Raw genomic sequence first — 16,387 nt, 5'->3', positions numbered from 1 at the left:
CGGCGACTCGGCCGAGGAACAATCCCGAAAATACACAGAGGTTCCACACGGTGCCGCCGACGCCGAAAGCGGGGGTGAACATCCAGCTCAGCGGCCTGGCAATAAGTTTTGGACCCCGGTGGTTCATACTGATGTGGTGACGAGGCTTGACACTGTTGAGCGCGCGGTGGCTGATATCGCCGCGGGCAAGGCCGTCGTCGTGATCGACGATGAGGATCGCGAGAACGAGGGCGATCTCATCTTCGCCGCCGAAAAGGCGACTCCGGAGCTCGTCGCGTTCATGGTCCGCTACACCTCGGGCTACCTCTGCGTCCCGCTGGACGGCGCCATCTGCGACAAGCTGGGTCTGCTGCCGATGTACGCGGTGAACCAGGACAAGCACGGCACCGCCTACACCGTCACGGTGGACGCGAAAAACGGTGTGGGAACGGGTATCTCTGCTGCCGACCGCGCGACGACGATGAGGCTGCTGGCGGATCCGTCAAGCATCGCCGACGATTTCACCAAGCCCGGCCACGTAGTGCCGCTGCGGGCGAAGGACGGTGGCGTGCTGCGCCGCCCCGGCCACACCGAGGCCGCCGTCGACCTGGCGCGCCTCGCCGGGCTGCAGCCGGCCGGTGCGATCTGCGAGATCGTCAGCCAAAAAGACGAAGGCTCGATGGCGCAGACGGACGAGCTGCGGATCTTCGCCGACGAACACGACCTCGCGCTGATCTCGATCGCCGACCTGATCGAGTGGAGGCGCAAGCACGAGAAGCACATCGAGCGCATCGCCGAGGCGCGGATACCCACCCGCCACGGCGAATTCCGCGCGGTCGGCTACACCAGCATCTACGACGACGTCGAACATGTCGCGCTGGTCAAGGGTGACGTCGCGGGGCCGACCAGCGACGGCCACGACGTCTTGGTGCGCGTGCACTCCGAATGCCTCACCGGTGACGTGTTCGGCTCCCGGCGCTGCGACTGCGGGCCTCAGCTCGACGCGGCGATGGCGATGGTCGCCCGCGAAGGCCGCGGCATCGTGCTGTACATGCGCGGCCACGAGGGGCGCGGCATCGGCCTCATGCACAAGCTGCAGGCCTATCAACTGCAGGACGCCGGTGACGACACCGTCGACGCCAACCTCAAACTCGGCCTGCCTGCCGACGCCCGCGACTACGGCATCGGAGCGCAGATCCTGGTCGATTTGGGCGTGCGCTCGATGCGGCTGCTCACCAATAACCCAGCCAAGCGCGTCGGACTCGACGGTTACGGGCTGCACATCATCGAACGCGTGCCGCTGCCGGTGCGGGCGAACAAAGAGAACATCCGTTACCTGATGACCAAGCGTGACCGGATGGGCCACGATCTGAGCGGGCTGGACGCCTATCACGAGGCCACCACCATGGCCGACTACGACGAGGGTGTGTACCTGCTCGGTGACCGCCGCCCGACCGACCTCGGTGGAGCCCTGTGAGCGGTACGGGCGTACCCGATCTTCCGGACATCGACGGATCGGGACTCAAGCTCGCCGTCGTGGCCAGCACCTGGCACGAGACCATCTGCGACGCGCTGCTCGACGGGGCGCTCAAGGTGGCTGTCGCCGCCGGAGTCGAGAATCCGACGGTGGTGCGGGTGCTGGGCGCCATCGAGATTCCCGTCGTGGCGCAGGCGCTGGCGGCCAATCACGACGCGGTCGTGGCGCTGGGTGTGGTGATCCGCGGGCAGACACCGCATTTCGACTACGTGTGTGACGCGGTGACGCAGGGTTTGACCCGGGTGTCGCTGGATGCGTCGACACCGGTGGCCAACGGCGTGCTGACCACGAACACCGAACAACAGGCTCTCGACCGGGCCGGGCTGCCCTCGTCGTCTGAAGACAAGGGGGCGCAGGCGGCGGCCGCCGCGCTGTCCACCGCGCTGACCTTGCGCGACCTTCGTTCAGGCTCATGACCGACTGGGATGTCGAGATACGCCCGCATCTGGCACCGTATTTCGCTTACGCCGCCGCAGCGGTGATCCTCGCCGCGCACGTGACGGTCGGCGCATTGCTCAAGATCAGCTCGACGGGGGTGATCTTCCGCACCGCCGACCAGGTGGCGATCGCGCTGCTGGGGGTCGTCATCGCCGCGGTCGTCCTGATGTTCGCCCGGCCCCGGCTGCGCGTGGGCGCATCGGGTGTGACCGTGCGGAACCTCGTCGGTGACAAGACGATTCCGTGGTCGGACGTGGTCGACATCTCTTTCCCGCGCGGCGCGCGGTGGGCGCGCGTGGATCTGCCCGACGACGAGTACATCCCGATCATGGCGATCCAGGCCGTCGACAAGGGACGCGCCATCGACGCGATGGACCGCGTTCGCGACGTCGTCGAGCGCTACAAGGGCCTCAACTCACGCTGAGCGACATCGCGAGTTCGTCGAGCCCGGAGGTGGTTTGCTCGGCTGCGACGGTGAACCCGATGCTCTCGTACACCTGACGGGCCGCCGCATTGCCGGTCGCCACCCGCAGCCGAACCGTGTGCGCGTCGCTGGTGCGCGCCCAGTCGACGGCCGCCGCGACCAGCCACCGGGCCAGGCCACGGCCCCGCGCCGCGGGTTCCAGCCACAGCGAGTACAGGTATACGGTCTCGCGGTTCTCCTGCTGCGCCCCGATCATGCCGACGGGACGGTCGCCGTCGAACGCGACGAACTGCGCATGGTCGCGCAACCGCCGCCGCCACTGCGCTGCGGTGAAGGCCGCCTCGTCCCGGTAGCTCGGATCCCTTTCACCCAGCGAGTCGGCCAGCGCCCTCAAGCGCAGGGCGGCGAATGTCTGCCAGTCGGTTTCGCAGAGCAGGGCGACGCGTGCGGTCATCGGGTGTCGCCCATGACCAACCCTTCCCGGCGCGGATCCGCCCCGCCGATGAGGCCTGTGCCGTCCCGGGTGATCGCCGACAGGCCGCTTGACTGGTCGGCCAGGTCCACCTGATGGCCGAGTGCGCGCAACCCCCGCACGAGCGGGTCGCGGTCGCCGCCATCGGAGGTGTCGATGACCGGATGCTCACCGCCGACGTTGGTCTTCGGCGTGTTCGCCGCGCCGAAGTCGACCATCGACACCGCCTGCTGCGGGTCGAGTCCCCAATCCAGCATTCCGACAATGGTTTTCGCGACGAACTGGATGATCACGGCACCACCGGGCGAGCCCAGGACCGCGTACAGGCGCCCGCGCTGCCCGGGCCGGTCCTGCGCCTGGTCGAAGATCAGCGTCGGCGCCATCGTGCTGCGGGGTCGCTTACCGGGCTGGACCCGGTTGGCCACCGGTGCGCCGTCGGGGCCTGCCGGCTCGGCCGAGAAATCGGTGAGCTGGTTGTTGAGGAGGAACCCGTCCACCATGTGGAACGAACCGAACGCCGATTCGACGGTGGTCGTCAACGACGCGGCGTTGCCGTGTGAGTCGACGATGCTGACCTGGCTGGTGCCGTGTTCCGGGACGGGCGGTGCGGGGCTGGTCGGCGGGCCAAATTCGCCGGGTTTCGCGGTGCCCATGCTGTGCTGTTCGGAGATCAGCGCCGCCCGCCCGGCGAGGTAGTCGCTGCCGAGCAGCGTGTCGGGCGAGCCGCCCGGCAGCGGCACGAAATCGGTGTCGGCGACGTACTTGTCGCGGTCGGCGTAGGCCAGTCGCTCCGCCTCGGATATCAGGTGCACACCCATGACCGACGGCCGGCCGCCGTTGAGGTCGACGTCACCGGGTTTGTGATCGGCCATCGGGAAGTGTTCGAGGATGCCGAGCGTCGCCAGGACGGCGATGCCGCCGGACGACGGCGGCGGCATTCCGCAGATCTCCCGTCCGCGGTACGGCCTGCACAGCGGATCGCGTTCCTTGACCGTGTAGCCCGCGAGGTCTTCGACGGTCATCAGGCTCGGCGTCCGCCCACCGGATCCGTCGGCCGCCGCGGCGACGATGTCGCGGGCGATGGCGCCGGTGTAGAACGACGCGGGGTCGGTTGCGATGACTCCCAACGTCTTCGAGTACGCCGGGTTGGTCAGCCGGGTGCCCTCGGTCTTGGGGCTGCCATCGGCGTTGAGGAAGTATTCGGCGGCTTGGCGGTCGCGCTCGAGTTCGGGTGCCGCGTCATCGATGGCCGCCGCAAGCCTCGCGCTGATGTCGAAGCCGTCGTCGGCTATCCTCACTGCGGGAGCGAACAATTCGCGCCAACCCGTCGTGCCGTGATCGGCGTGCACTTCGGTCAGCATCCGGACGATGCCGGGCACACCGATCGAGCGGCCCGAGGCCCTGGCGTCCGGCTTGGGCTCCGTGCGGTCGGTTTCCGACACCCAACGCAGATAGTTCTCCGTGGCCGCGGCCGGCGCGATCTCGCGACCGTCGTAGGCCTGCACCTCACCGGAGGCCGCGTCGAAGTAGAGCAGGAAGCCGCCGCCGCCGAGACCGGACGCCTGCGGTTCGACGAGGCCGAGAACGGCCTGCGCGGTGACGAGCGCGTCCGCCGCGGTGCCGCCGTCGCGGAGCACCTCACACGCGGCCTGGGTGGCCAGCGGATTCGCGGTGGCCACCGAATAGCTGTTGGTGCGCACCGGGGTCATGTCGGTGCGGTAACCCGTGGCCACCTCGGGATTGACGGAGATGTCGCGGGAGGTCGGCGGCGACCCGGGAGAGGGGGCGGCGGTGGTCTTGACCACCGGGGTGCCGTTCGCGACGATCGCACACGGTCCGGCGGCCTGGGGCTCGGCGCCCTCGTCGGTCGAGCAGCCGGCGAACACCAGCACCAACCCGGTCAGCGGGGCCATCACCTTGGTCAGCGACGAGATCCGCATCACTCGACGGTAGTGGATCGGGGCCGTCGGAACGCGGCAGTAACCTGGATTCCGTGCCCGATCCATCGACGTACCGACCCGCTCCCGGGTCGATCCCCGTCGAACCGGGCGTCTACCGATTCCGCGATCCGCACGGCAGGGTGATCTACGTCGGCAAGGCGAAGAGCCTGCGCAGCCGACTGAACTCCTACTTCGCCGACGTCGTCAACCTGGCGCCGCGCACCCGGCAGATGGTGATGTCGGCGGGCAGCGTCGAGTGGACGGTGGTCAACACCGAAGTCGAGGCGCTCCAGCTCGAATACAACTGGATCAAGGAGTTCGATCCGCGATTCAACATCAGGTATCGAGACGACAAGTCGTACCCGGTGCTCGCGGTCACGCTCAACGAGGAGTACCCGCGGCTGATGGTGTACCGCGGGGCGCGGCGCAAGGGCGTCCGGTACTTCGGACCCTATTCGCATGCGTGGGCGATCCGCGAAACCCTCGACCTCCTGACGCGGGTGTTTCCGGCCCGCACGTGTTCTGCAGGAGTGTTCAAGCGCCACAGGCAAATCGATCGGCCCTGCCTGCTGGGCTACATCGACAAGTGTTCGGCTCCCTGCATCGGTCGGGTGAGTGCCGAGGAGCACCGCCAGATCGTCCTCGACTTCTGCGACTTCCTCGCCGGTAAGACCGATCGGTTGATCCGCGACCTGGAACACCAGATGAACCAGGCCGCCGAGCAACTGGATTTCGAGAGGGCCGCACGCCTGCGCGACGACATCGGCGCTCTCAAACGGGCGCTGGAGAAACAGGCGGTGGTGTTCGGCGACGGCACCGACGCCGACGTGGTGGCATTCGCCGACGACGAACTGGAAGCTGCGGTGCAGGTTTTCCACGTCCGCGGCGGCCGGGTGCGCGGCCAGCGCGGCTGGATCGTGGAAAAGTCCGGGGAGCCCGGAGAATCAAGCCAGGAACGCTTGGTGGAACAGTTCCTGACGCAGTTCTACGGCGATCAGGCCGAACTGGGTGGCGCCAGTGACAGCGGCGGCGACGAGGCGACCAATCCCGTACCGCGCCAGGTGCTGGTTCCGTGCCTGCCCGGCAACTCCGACGAATTGGCGGCCTGGCTCAGCCAGTTGCGCGGCTCTCGGGTGTCGTTGCGCGTGCCGCAGCGCGGTGACAAGCGCGCGCTCGCCGAGACGGTCCGTCGCAACGCGCAGGATGCGCTCGCCCAGCACAAGCTCAAGCGTGCCGGTGACTTCACCGCGAGAACCGCTGCGCTGCAGAGCATTCAGGACGCGTTGGGGCTGGCCGAGGCGCCGTTGCGCATTGAGTGCGTCGACATCAGCCACGTGCAGGGCACCGATGTGGTGGCCTCGCTGGTGGTCTTCGAGGACGGCTTACCGCGCAAGTCCGATTACCGGCACTACGCGATCCGTGAGGCCGCGGGCGAGGGCCGTTCCGACGACGTCGCGTCGATCGCCGAGGTGACCAGGCGCCGGTTCTACCGTCACCTGCACGACGTGCAGCATCCGACAGAGCTTTCTGCGGAAGGGAAGTCGCGAAAGTTCGCCTACCCGCCCAATCTGTTCGTGGTCGACGGTGGTGCGCCACAGGTCAACGCCGCACAGGCGGTGCTCGACGAACTGGGTATCACCGACGTGGCCGTGATCGGCTTGGCCAAGCGCCTGGAGGAGGTGTGGGTTCCGTCGGAGCCCGACCCGCTGATCATGCCGCGCAACAGTGAAGGGCTCTACCTTCTGCAGCGCGTCCGTGACGAGGCGCACCGGTTCGCCATCGCCTATCACCGCAGCAAGCGTTCCAAGCGGATGACCGCTTCGGCGCTTGACTCGGTTCGAGGGCTCGGTGAGCATCGCCGGAAAGCACTGGTCACCCACTTCGGTTCGGTGGCCCGGTTGAAGGAGGCGTCGATCGAGGAGATCACCGCGGTACCCGGCATCGGTGTCGCCACCGCCCGCGCCGTGCTCGACGCGCTCGGCGTACCGCCCGAAAGCGACGCGCCCGAGCCGGCCGTCGACGATGATCAGAGCAGGGTATCGGGATGACGGACCAGGGAATGCACGAGGAGCTTCGCGACGAGGCCAACGCCGACTCCGGTATCGACGTGGTTCTGGTCACCGGCCTCTCGGGCGCGGGCCGGGGCACCGCTGCCAAGGTGCTCGAAGATCTGGGGTGGTACGTCGCCGACAACCTTCCGCCGGAACTGATCGCGCAGATGGTCGAGTTGGGGCTGGCGGCCGGTTCGCGGATCACCCAGCTGGCGGTGGTGATGGACGTGCGTTCGCGCGGTTTCACCGGAGACCTGGACTGGGTGCGCAACGAGCTCGCGACCCGCAACATCGCGCCGCGGGTGCTGTTCCTGGACGCTTCTGACGAGAGCCTGGTGCGCCGCTACGAACAGAACCGGCGGAGTCATCCGCTCCAGGGCAATCAGACTCTGGCAGAAGGTATTGCGGCCGAACGCGCGTTGTTGGCGCCGGTGCGCGCGTCGGCCGATCTGGTGATCGACACCTCCTCGCTGTCGGTGCCCGCGCTGCGCGAGAGCATCGAACGCGCCTTCGGTGGCGAGACCGTCGCGCACACGAATGTCACGGTCGAGTCGTTCGGCTACAAGTACGGGTTGCCGATGGACGCCGACACCGTGATGGACGTCCGGTTCCTGCCGAACCCGCACTGGGTGGACGACCTGCGCCCGCACAGCGGTCAGCATCCCGCGGTCCGCGACTATGTTCTCGGGCAACCCGGTGCGGGCGACTTCCTGGAGACCTATCATCGGCTGCTCGACGTAGTCATCGACGGATACCGCCGCGAGGGGAAGCGATATATGACCGTCGCCATCGGATGCACCGGCGGCAAACATCGAAGCGTGGCGATCGCCGAGGCACTGGCGGCGCAGCTGCAGGGCGGTGATGACCTGACGGTGCGGGTGTTGCACCGGGATCTGGGTCGCGAATGACTTCATCTGATTCGCGGCTCGCCGCGGTGCGCATCGTTGCACTCGGTGGTGGACACGGGCTCTATGCGACCTTGTCGGCGGCGCGCAGGCTGACACCGCACGTGACGGCCATCGTCACGGTCGCCGACGACGGCGGTTCATCGGGCCGACTGCGCAACGAGCTGGATGTCGTGCCTCCGGGTGACCTTCGAATGGCGTTGGCCGCGTTGGCATCTGACAGTCCACATGGCCGACTGTGGGCGACGATCATTCAGCACCGGTTCGGTGGCAGCGGGGCGTTGGCCGGACATCCGATCGGCAACCTACTTCTCGCGGGTCTCAGCGAGGTGCTGGCCGACCCGGTCGCCGCGCTCGACGAACTCGGTCGCATCCTCGGCGTGAAGGGTCGCGTGCTTCCGATGTGCCCGATGGGGCTCGGCATCGAGGCCGACGTGGCGGGTCTGGAATCCGACCCCCGCATGAGCCGGGTCATCCGCGGACAGGTGGCGATCGCGACGACCGTGGGCAAGGTCCGCCGCGTGCGGCTGCTGCCCGGGGATCCGCCCGCCACCCGACAGGCCGTGGACGCGATCATGGCGGCGGACCTGGTGGTGCTGGGCCCCGGCTCGTGGTTCACCAGCGTCATCCCGCATGTGCTGGTTCCCGAGCTCGCGGCGGCGCTACAAGCGACCGCGGCGCGGCGGGCTCTGGTGCTCAACCTGGTGGCCGAACCGGGGGAGACGGCGGGCTTCTCGGTCGAGCGACACATCCACGTGCTGTCGCAGCATGCGCCCGACTTCAGCGTGCACGACATCATCGTCGACGCCAGCCGGGTGCCCAGCGAGCGTGAGCGTGAGCAACTGCGTCGAACCGCGAACATCCTTCGTGCTCAAGTTCAGTTTGCCGACGTATCCAGACCTGGTACACCTTTACATGACCCGGCGCGCTTGGCCGCGGCATTGGAAGGTGTGCGTCTTCGCGGCGCCGCCGCTCCGGCGCCGGCAGTGCCCACGTCGACAGCGAATGGACCGAGAGGTGACGACCCGTGGCGATGACAGCCGAGGTCAAGGATGAGTTGAGTCGGCTGATCGTCAATTCGGTCAGTGCTCGGCGCGCTGAGGTCGCCTCGCTGCTGCGGTTCGCCGGCGGACTGCACATCGTTTCGGGCCGTGTGGTCGTCGAGGCGGAGGTCGATCTCGGCATCATCGCCCGGCGGCTGCGCAAAGACATCTACGACCTGTACGGCTACAACGCCACGGTGCACGTCGTATCGGCCAGCGGGATCCGCAAGAGCACCCGGTACGTGGTGCGGGTGGCCAAGGACGGCGAGGCGTTGGCCAGGCAGACCGGTCTGCTCGATCTGCGGGGCCGCCCGGTGCGTGGGCTGCCGGCACAGGTGGTCGGCGGCAGCGTGGCCGACGCCGAAGCAGCCTGGCGCGGAGCATTTCTGGCGCACGGATCGCTCACCGAACCGGGACGCTCGTCGGCGTTGGAAGTCAGCTGTCCGGGTCCGGAGGCCGCGCTGGCACTTGTCGGCGCCGCCCGCAGGCTGGGGGTGAGCGCGAAAGCACGCGAGGTGCGCGGTACCGACCGGGTGGTGGTGCGCGACGGTGAGGCGATCGGTGCGCTGTTGACGCGGATGGGGGCGCAGGACACCCGGCTGACATGGGAAGAGCGCAGGATGCGGCGCGAGGTCCGGGCCACCGCCAATCGGCTGGCCAACTTCGATGACGCCAACCTGCGTCGCTCGGCCCGGGCGGCGGTCGCCGCGGCCGCACGCGTGGAACGGGCGCTGGAGATCCTCGGCGATACGGTGCCCGACCATCTCGCCGCCGCCGGCAAGTTGCGCGTCGAGCACCGGCAGGCGTCGTTGGAGGAGTTGGGCCGGCTCGCCGATCCGCCGATGACGAAGGACGCTGTGGCGGGCCGCATTCGGCGGTTGCTGTCCATGGCCGATCGCAAGGCCAAACAAGACGGCATTCCCGACACCGAGGCGGCCGTCACCCCGGACCTGCTCGAGGACGCCTAACTCGATTCGCCACACAGCAGCCATTTCGGCGAAAAGCGTGTGACAAGCGGCCACTCGGCCGACACTTCATTTGTGTCCGCGGGTGATACGCCCACCGGAGTCGTGACGTTCCTGTTCACCGACATCGAGGGTTCCACTCGTCGGTGGGAGTCCGACGCGGATGCCATGCGGGTCGCGCTTGCTTGCCATGACAAGGTGTTGCGGTCCGCCATCGAGGCGCATGACGGATTCGTGTTCAGCCACAGTGGTGATGGTCTTGCTGCCGCGTTCGCGTCACCGAGCGCCGCGGTCGAGGCCGCCGTCGACGCCCAGCGCGAGTTGGAGTTGCCGGTGCGGATGGGTATCGCGACCGGTGAGGCCGAGTTGCGGGATGGTGACTACTTCGGGACGGTGCTCAACCGCGCGGCACGGGTGATGGCGGCCGGTCACGGTGGACAGATCCTCGTCGCGGAGTCGACGGCGGGTTCTTCTCGGCGGCGTGGAACTCGTGACCCTTGGCCCGCAGCGGCTGCGCGACGTTTCAGTTCCGGTGACGCTGTTTCAGGTCCACGCACAGGGGCTACAGACCGCGTTTCCGGCCCCACGGACAGTGGACGCGAGTCACGGGAATCTGCGCGCACATACGACCAGCTTCATCGGGCGTGAGTCGGAGCTTCTCGACGTCCAGAATGCCATACGGGCCCATCGCCTCGTCACGTTGACCGGGATGGGCGGTGTCGGAAAGACCCGCTTGGGTTTTGAGGCCGCCAGCCGCATGATCGATGAATTCCCGGATGGCATCTGGGTTTTTGAGCTCGCGGCCGTTTCTGATCCGTCCGCGGTACCTGACGCGATGGCCGCAGTCTTAGGTATCACGCAGCAACCTGGAAGAACCGTGACGCAAACGATGGCCGCGGCGCAAGAAGGCCGGAACAGGCTGTGGGTAATCGACAACTGTGAGCACGTGCTCGACGCCGCAGCTGAGGTCGTTGAGGCAGTACTCACCCAATCGACGACAGTGCGAGTACTTGCCACCAGCCGGGAGGGGCTGGGCGTCGAAAGCGAACAGATCTGGCCGGTTCCTGCGTTGGCCGTCGATGCTGGGGCCGAGTCGCCGGCAGCGACCCTGTTCGCTGAGCGCGCCCGCGCGGCTGCACCCCATTTCTCGATGCGGGACGAGGCGGACGCGGTCGCAGAGATTTGTGGACGTCTCGACGGGATCCCCCTCGCGATCGAACTGGCCGGTTCGCGGATGGCCTCGATGACGGCGACCGAAGTGCGTGACCGCCTCGATCACAGGTTCCGGCTGCTAGTGGGATCACGACGCGGGTCTCGTCGGCATCAAACGCTGCGTCACGCGGTCGCCTGGTCGTTTGACCTCCTGTCGGAGAACGAAAAGTCAATCCTGGTCCGATGTTCGGTGTTCACGGGCGGTTTCGATCTGGAAAGTGCTTGCGCAGTGGCTGGATTCGATGAAGCCGATGATTACGCTGTCCTCGATGGACTTGACGCGCTGGTGCGCAAGTCCTTGCTCGTCGCGGACCGGTCTGCGAAACGAATTCGGTATCACATGCTCGAAACCATTCGCCAATTCGCCGCGGAAGTACTCGCAATTTCCGCTGAAGCAACTGAGGTTCGAACCGCCCATGCCCACTACTTCGCTCAACGGGTCGCCGACATCACGGCGTTGTGGGACAGCCCCCGCCAACGCGAGGCCTATGACTGGTTGTTCAAGGAGCTCGCCAACCTGCGCACAGCGTTTCGCTTGAGCTCGGGCCGAAATGATCTCGACACGGCCGCCACGATCGCCACTCACGCCGCACTGATCGGTTTCTGCGTGGCGAACTACGAGCCGGTCGCCTGGACTGAAGAGCTCATCGGGCCAGCGAACGACATCGATCATCCGCTGCTGCCACATCTCTGTGTTACAGCGTCCGTATGTTGGATGGCCGGGCGGATTGAGGAAGCGTTCGAGTACGACCGGCTCGGTCGGGTGATCCTCGAGAAGAACCGCAGCCCGCTACCGTACGGAATCGAGAACTGGCTCGGCTCGGCGAATCTTGCCGTGGGCGAGGCCGGTAAGTGGGCGGAATCTTGCCGTGCCCAACTTGCACGCCGACAAGACGCCAATGTGTTCATCAGGGGTAGTGAGATTTTCGGCCTGGTGTTCTCCGGTGCCTACGACCGGGCTATAAGAGCTGCGAACGGCCTCGTCGAAGATGCCGAGGGCACCCACAACCCGTTCATGGTTTCGTTCGCGTTGAGTGCCTGTGGCTTCGCGATCAGTACGACAGACCCGGCACGCGCTATCGCCGTCTTACGGCGAAGTTTAGAGATCGCCCGGGACAACGGTGTCCGCTTCAACGAGTCGATACCGGCGGTCGGTCTGGCCAGACTCGAGGTCGAGCAGGGCGACATGAGTTCGGCCTTGGACCACATCACGCTGGCGATCCGCTCATATCACGACTCCGGCAACACCAGTAGTATCTGCACCCCGCTGGCCATTCGCGCTTCGCTGTTCGGACGTCTGGGACGATACGAGCCGGCGGCCGTGATCTCTGGTTTCGCGGGCAACGCGCTTGCCTTGGCTGTCATTCCAGAGTTCAAAGCCGCGACGGATTCCTTGCGTGACGCTCTCGATGAGGGCACGTATGAAGCGCTTGCCGGTACGGGCAAAGCCTTGACGACTGCCGAGATCGCGGCCTACGCCTACGATCAAATAGCTCGGCTCCGAGCAGAACTCGACCAATCAGCGTGAATGCACCGTCGGGCGTCGTGACGTTCCTGTTCACGGATGTCGAGGGTTCGACTCGTCGGTGGGAGTCCGACCCAGTCGCGATGCAGGCGGCGCTGGCGGCACACGACAAGTGTCTGCGAACGGCGATCGAGGCGCACGAAGGGTTTCTGTTCAGTCACAGCGGGGACGGTGTTGCCGCCGCGTTCGCGTCGCCGACCGCCGCCGTCGAGGCAGCCGTCGACGCGCAGCGCGAGTTGAAGTTGCCGGTGCGGATGGGTATCGCCACCGGAGAGGCGGAACTTCGTGACGGCGACTACTTCGGCACGGTGCTCAACCGCGCGGCACGGGTGATGGCGGCCGGGCATGGTGGGCAGATCCTGGTGGCCGAGTCGACGGCGGTTCTGCTCGGCAACATCGAATTGTTGAATCTCGGTCAGCGGCGGTTGCGGGACGTCTCGGCACCGATCACTCTCCATCAGGTTCAGGCGGCGGGTCTGCGCGATCAGTTCCCGCCGCTGCGAACTGAAGACGCAGACGTGGGAAATCTGAGAGCCCCGAGCACGAGTTTGATCGGGCGCGAGTCCGAAGTCGCGGGGGTCGAAACCGCATTGCGACAGCATCGCCTGCTCACCCTGACCGGCGTTGGAGGGGTTGGCAAGACCCGGGTGGCACTCGAAGTCGCGGCGCACCTGGTCGGTGAATTCCCGGACGGTGTATGGGTTCTCGAATTGGCTAACGTGACCGACCCGAGGGCCGTGCCCGATGCTGTCGCCGCGGTCCTCGGCGTCGGCCCGCAGGCCGGGAAAACCGTTGGCGAGTCCCTGGCGGACGCCTTGGACGGCAGGGTGCAGCTGTTGGTATTCGACAATTGTGAGCACGTGGTGGACGCCGTGGCGGATCTGGTTGAGAGGATCCTCACACGCACGCCTACGGTGAAGATCCTGGCGACAAGCCGCGAGGGGTTGGGGCTCGCCGATGAGCGCCTGTGGCGCCTTCCGTCTCTCGAAGTCGCTTCTGCCATGGCTCTGTTCGAAGAGCGATCACAAATATCGCTCACCGACGAATCCGCCGCAGTCGAAGAGATCTGTGTCCGCCTCGATGGGATTCCCTTGGCGATCGAGCTGGCTGCGGCCAGGATGGCGTCGATGACCGCGACCGAGGTGCGCGACCGCCTTGACCACCGATTCAAGCTACTCGTCGGCGCCCGTCGCGGGTTGGAACGCCACCAGACGCTCCGACACGCGGTGTCGTGGTCCTTCGACCTGCTCGACGAGGCGGAGAAGCGGCTCTTGGCCCGCTGTTCGGTGTTCGCGGGCGGATTCGACCTCCAAAGTGCCTGTGCGGTCGCGGAACCGGATCAAACCGACGACTACGTTGTCCTCGATCGCCTCGGCGCTCTGGTTCGCAAGTCGTTGCTCGTGGCGGATCGCTCAGCGGGGCGGACCCGCTACTCGATGCTGGAGACCATTCGTCAATTCGCCGAAGAACAACTCGTCACTTGCGGTGCCGCAGAGGAAGTCCGAGCACTTCATGCCGGCTACTTCGCCGGCTGCGAGGACGCGGTGATGGCTCTGTGGGACAGTCCGCGGCAACGCGAAGCTTACGGGTGGTTCACCACCGAGTTCGCGAATCTGCGCATAGCCTTTCGTTGGGCGGCCGACCACGGCGACCTCGACGTCGCTGCGGCGCTCGCTACGTACGCCGGGCTGGTCGGCTTCCTCGCCGAGAACTATGAACCCATCTCCTGGGCGGAGGAGCTGATCGAGGCTGCCCGCGCGGTCGACCATCCCAGGCTGCAGTACCTCTGTCAGATCGCTTCTGTGTGTTACATGTCCGGGCGTGTGGAGGCGGCCCTCGACTACATCGGAACCATCGAAGTTGCTATTCGCAACGGGCGGGACGCGGTGCCGTTCGGGCTCGCTGGCCTCGCCGGTGGGGCGTATCTGACGACGGGCAGACCCGAGCGGGCCGTCGAGTGGTGCCGCACCTATCTCGAACGGGGTCGCGGTAAGCAAGCCCTCAACCGTGCCGCGCTTGTGAATTCCCTGGCGATGGTCGGTCGCCATGAGGAGGCGATCGCAGCCGGCGTCGGGCTGATCTCGGCCGCCCACGCTACGGGGAATCCATGGGTACTTTCGTATGCCTACCTCGGTTGCGGCTTGGCCTACCGCCCCTCGGACCCCGTCCGCGCACTCGAACTTCTCCGTAGCGGTCTCGACGTCGCCCGCGACAGCGCCAATCGATTCAATGAATCGCATTTGGCGCACCTGCTGGCGGGTCTGGAAGTCGAATACGGTGACCCGGCCGCAGCACTCGACCACATGACCTTCGCGCTGCGCAACTATCAGAATGCGGGCAGCGTCGCGTTCTATCACCCACCGCTCGCGAGCCTGGCCATGCTCCTTGAGAGACTCGGTCAACGGGAGCCCGCAGCGACGCTGGCCGGTTTCGCGGCGCTCAGCCAGATGACGCTGGCGCTCTACCCGGAACTCACGGACCTCATCATCCGCTTGCGGGACGCGCTCGGGCACGAAGCTTTCGAGCTACTCGCCGAGAGGGCTGCGGCCATGACCACATCGGCGATCGCGACCTACGCTTACGAGCAGATCGAAAACGCCCGGGCGCAGTTGCAACAACTACGGTGAACCCATGGAGACGCTCAGAGTCGGCGTGGCCGAACCCGATCCGCCCTTCAATTCCATGGTCGGGGGCATCTCCGACGACGGTGGCCTCGACATCGACCTGATGCAAGCACTAGGCGAGAAGATCGGTGCAACAGTCGAACTCGTGCCGTACCGCGGCGACGACTTCGACGGCGTCTTCGACGGGCTGGGATCGGAATATGACTGTGTCGCCGCCGGAACCACCGTCACACCGGAACGGGAGAAGAAGGCGTCGTTTCTGCCGCCGTACCTCATCTCCGGCCAGGCGTTGGCCGTCGACACCCGCCGGCACCCTCGCGTCACCTCCGTCGACGACTTGGCGGGCCTGACCATCGGCGTGCAACGCGGCAACACCAGCCAGCCGATCGCCGAACGGCTCGTCGCGGAGGGCAAGGCCGGCGCGGTCCACGTCTACGAGTACGCCGCGGTTCGCGATGCGTTGGCCGACCTTTCCACCGGTGACTGCGATGCCTTAATGAAGCTCGCGCCGGTGCTCACCGAACTGGTCAGGGACACTCCCGGCGTGCAGGTCGTCCAGCGCGGGATCACCGTCGAGGACATCGCGATCGCCGTCCCGCTCGATGATCAAACGCTTCTCGGGCGGCTCACCGTCGCGCAAGCCGAGTTGGAAGCCGATGGCACGCTCCAGCGGATTCGCCGGAAATGGCTCGGCAACCCATACGCCGACCAGAATCTCGCGGCGCTGTGACCCCTGGCGGCAGCTACTCCTTGCGTGCCATTCGCAGGGCCACCTCGGCGCCGGCATAGTCGGCGTCGCGGGCGGCTTCATGGACCGCGACGGCGCTCAAATGGGTGGCGACATCGCCGATACCCTCGGCCGCCGCACGTCGGTGCACCTGGGCGGCACGCTCATGCGCCTCGGCCGCGAGCCTATGGCGCTCGGCGGCGGCGAGATGCGCCGTACGCGCGCGGGCATGGGCTTCGTGCGCGCGCAACACGGCGCGGTCGACATCAGCTGAGTCGACCTGCTCGCCTGCCGACAGGCGGAGGGAGAGTTCACGGAGCTCAGCGGCACGCTTCACCGCTGCCGCGTGCCGATCCTCGTCCGAGGGGGCGAGCTGATGATCGACCTTCATGGTCCGAGTATCGAGGCGCCGGCTGCTGGCCGGCAGGGACCAAAGTCACGAAATCGCCGCCCAAGCGTCCTGCATCGGCGATGTCGGCTGATCCTGGCTGACCAGGTGACACGTGGCCGCTATCACACCACTAGGCTGGCGGTCGAGCACTACA

The 16,387-nt window shown here is 66.7% G+C and carries 14 protein-coding genes; 11 read left to right on the top strand and 3 right to left on the bottom strand.

Going from position 1 to position 16,387, the window contains the following annotated elements; all coding sequences use genetic code 11:
- Positions 1-136: 136 nt before the first annotated feature.
- From AU072_RS25375 to AU072_RS25365, 3 genes are read left to right on the top strand one after another with little or no spacing between them, the layout of a single operon-like run.
- Complete coding sequence (locus AU072_RS25375; RefSeq protein WP_064348424.1) at positions 137-1,456, top strand: bifunctional 3,4-dihydroxy-2-butanone-4-phosphate synthase/GTP cyclohydrolase II; 1,320 nt, start codon at positions 137-139, stop codon at positions 1,454-1,456.
- Complete coding sequence (gene ribH / locus AU072_RS25370; protein ID WP_064416296.1) at positions 1,453-1,932, top strand: 6,7-dimethyl-8-ribityllumazine synthase; 480 nt, start codon at positions 1,453-1,455, stop codon at positions 1,930-1,932. Before AU072_RS25375 ends, ribH begins: the two co-directional genes overlap by 4 nt.
- On the top strand, positions 1,929-2,378 hold the full coding sequence (locus AU072_RS25365) for a PH domain-containing protein (RefSeq protein ID WP_064416295.1): 450 nt from the start codon (positions 1,929-1,931) through the stop codon (positions 2,376-2,378). Before ribH ends, AU072_RS25365 begins: the two co-directional genes overlap by 4 nt.
- Here the strand turns inward: AU072_RS25365 and AU072_RS25360 are convergent.
- Both AU072_RS25360 and AU072_RS25355 read right to left on the bottom strand, forming a co-directional pair.
- Complete coding sequence (locus tag AU072_RS25360; protein WP_064416294.1) at positions 2,365-2,832, bottom strand: GNAT family N-acetyltransferase; 468 nt, start codon at positions 2,830-2,832, stop codon at positions 2,365-2,367. The two genes, AU072_RS25365 and AU072_RS25360, sit on opposite strands and share 14 nt — an antisense overlap.
- Positions 2,829-4,790, bottom strand: coding sequence for a gamma-glutamyltransferase family protein (locus AU072_RS25355; protein WP_174523815.1), 1,962 nt, complete (start codon positions 4,788-4,790; stop codon positions 2,829-2,831). Before AU072_RS25355 ends, AU072_RS25360 begins: the two co-directional genes overlap by 4 nt.
- 53 nt (positions 4,791-4,843) lie before the next feature.
- On the opposite strand from AU072_RS25355, the gene uvrC reads away from it, so the two are divergent.
- The 8 genes from uvrC (at position 4,844) to AU072_RS25320 (ending at position 15,845) form a co-directional block, all read left to right on the top strand.
- Positions 4,844-6,838: an excinuclease ABC subunit UvrC gene (gene uvrC, locus AU072_RS25350; RefSeq protein WP_064416293.1), complete on the top strand. Its 1,995-nt coding sequence runs from the start codon at positions 4,844-4,846 to the stop codon at positions 6,836-6,838.
- On the top strand, positions 6,835-7,749 hold the full coding sequence (rapZ, locus tag AU072_RS25345) for an RNase adapter RapZ (RefSeq protein WP_064406053.1): 915 nt from the start codon (positions 6,835-6,837) through the stop codon (positions 7,747-7,749). Before uvrC ends, rapZ begins: the two co-directional genes overlap by 4 nt.
- On the top strand, positions 7,746-8,783 hold the full coding sequence (gene yvcK, locus AU072_RS25340) for a uridine diphosphate-N-acetylglucosamine-binding protein YvcK (RefSeq protein WP_064406055.1): 1,038 nt from the start codon (positions 7,746-7,748) through the stop codon (positions 8,781-8,783). The genes rapZ and yvcK overlap by 4 nt, the downstream gene beginning before the upstream one ends.
- Positions 8,780-9,757: a DNA-binding protein WhiA gene (gene whiA / locus AU072_RS25335; protein WP_110765852.1), complete on the top strand. Its 978-nt coding sequence runs from the start codon at positions 8,780-8,782 to the stop codon at positions 9,755-9,757. Before yvcK ends, whiA begins: the two co-directional genes overlap by 4 nt.
- A 72-nt stretch (positions 9,758-9,829) precedes the next feature.
- Positions 9,830-10,402: an adenylate/guanylate cyclase domain-containing protein gene (locus AU072_RS28885; protein WP_328586876.1), complete on the top strand. Its 573-nt coding sequence runs from the start codon at positions 9,830-9,832 to the stop codon at positions 10,400-10,402.
- A gap of 61 nt (positions 10,403-10,463) precedes the next feature.
- Positions 10,464-12,494 (top strand): ATP-binding protein, encoded by a 2,031-nt coding sequence (locus AU072_RS25330; RefSeq protein WP_328586877.1) that lies wholly within the window; start codon positions 10,464-10,466, stop codon positions 12,492-12,494.
- Positions 12,491-15,118 (top strand): ATP-binding protein, encoded by a 2,628-nt coding sequence (locus tag AU072_RS25325; RefSeq protein WP_235629958.1) that lies wholly within the window; start codon positions 12,491-12,493, stop codon positions 15,116-15,118. The genes AU072_RS25330 and AU072_RS25325 overlap by 4 nt, the downstream gene beginning before the upstream one ends.
- 4 nt (positions 15,119-15,122) lie before the next feature.
- Complete coding sequence (locus tag AU072_RS25320) at positions 15,123-15,845, top strand: ABC transporter substrate-binding protein (protein ID WP_064416292.1); 723 nt, start codon at positions 15,123-15,125, stop codon at positions 15,843-15,845.
- Between the two features lie 13 nt (positions 15,846-15,858).
- Here the strand turns inward: AU072_RS25320 and AU072_RS25315 are convergent, their stop codons facing one another.
- Positions 15,859-16,233, bottom strand: coding sequence for a hypothetical protein (locus tag AU072_RS25315; RefSeq protein ID WP_064416291.1), 375 nt, complete (start codon positions 16,231-16,233; stop codon positions 15,859-15,861).
- Positions 16,234-16,387: the final 154 nt, after the last annotated feature.

This window comes from Mycolicibacterium novocastrense (assembly GCF_001499835.1).
Taxonomy (GTDB): domain Bacteria; phylum Actinomycetota; class Actinomycetes; order Mycobacteriales; family Mycobacteriaceae; genus Mycobacterium; species Mycobacterium novocastrense.
Note: the sequence above shows the minus strand (reverse complement) of the source record. Positions and strands in the feature narration are given on the sequence as shown.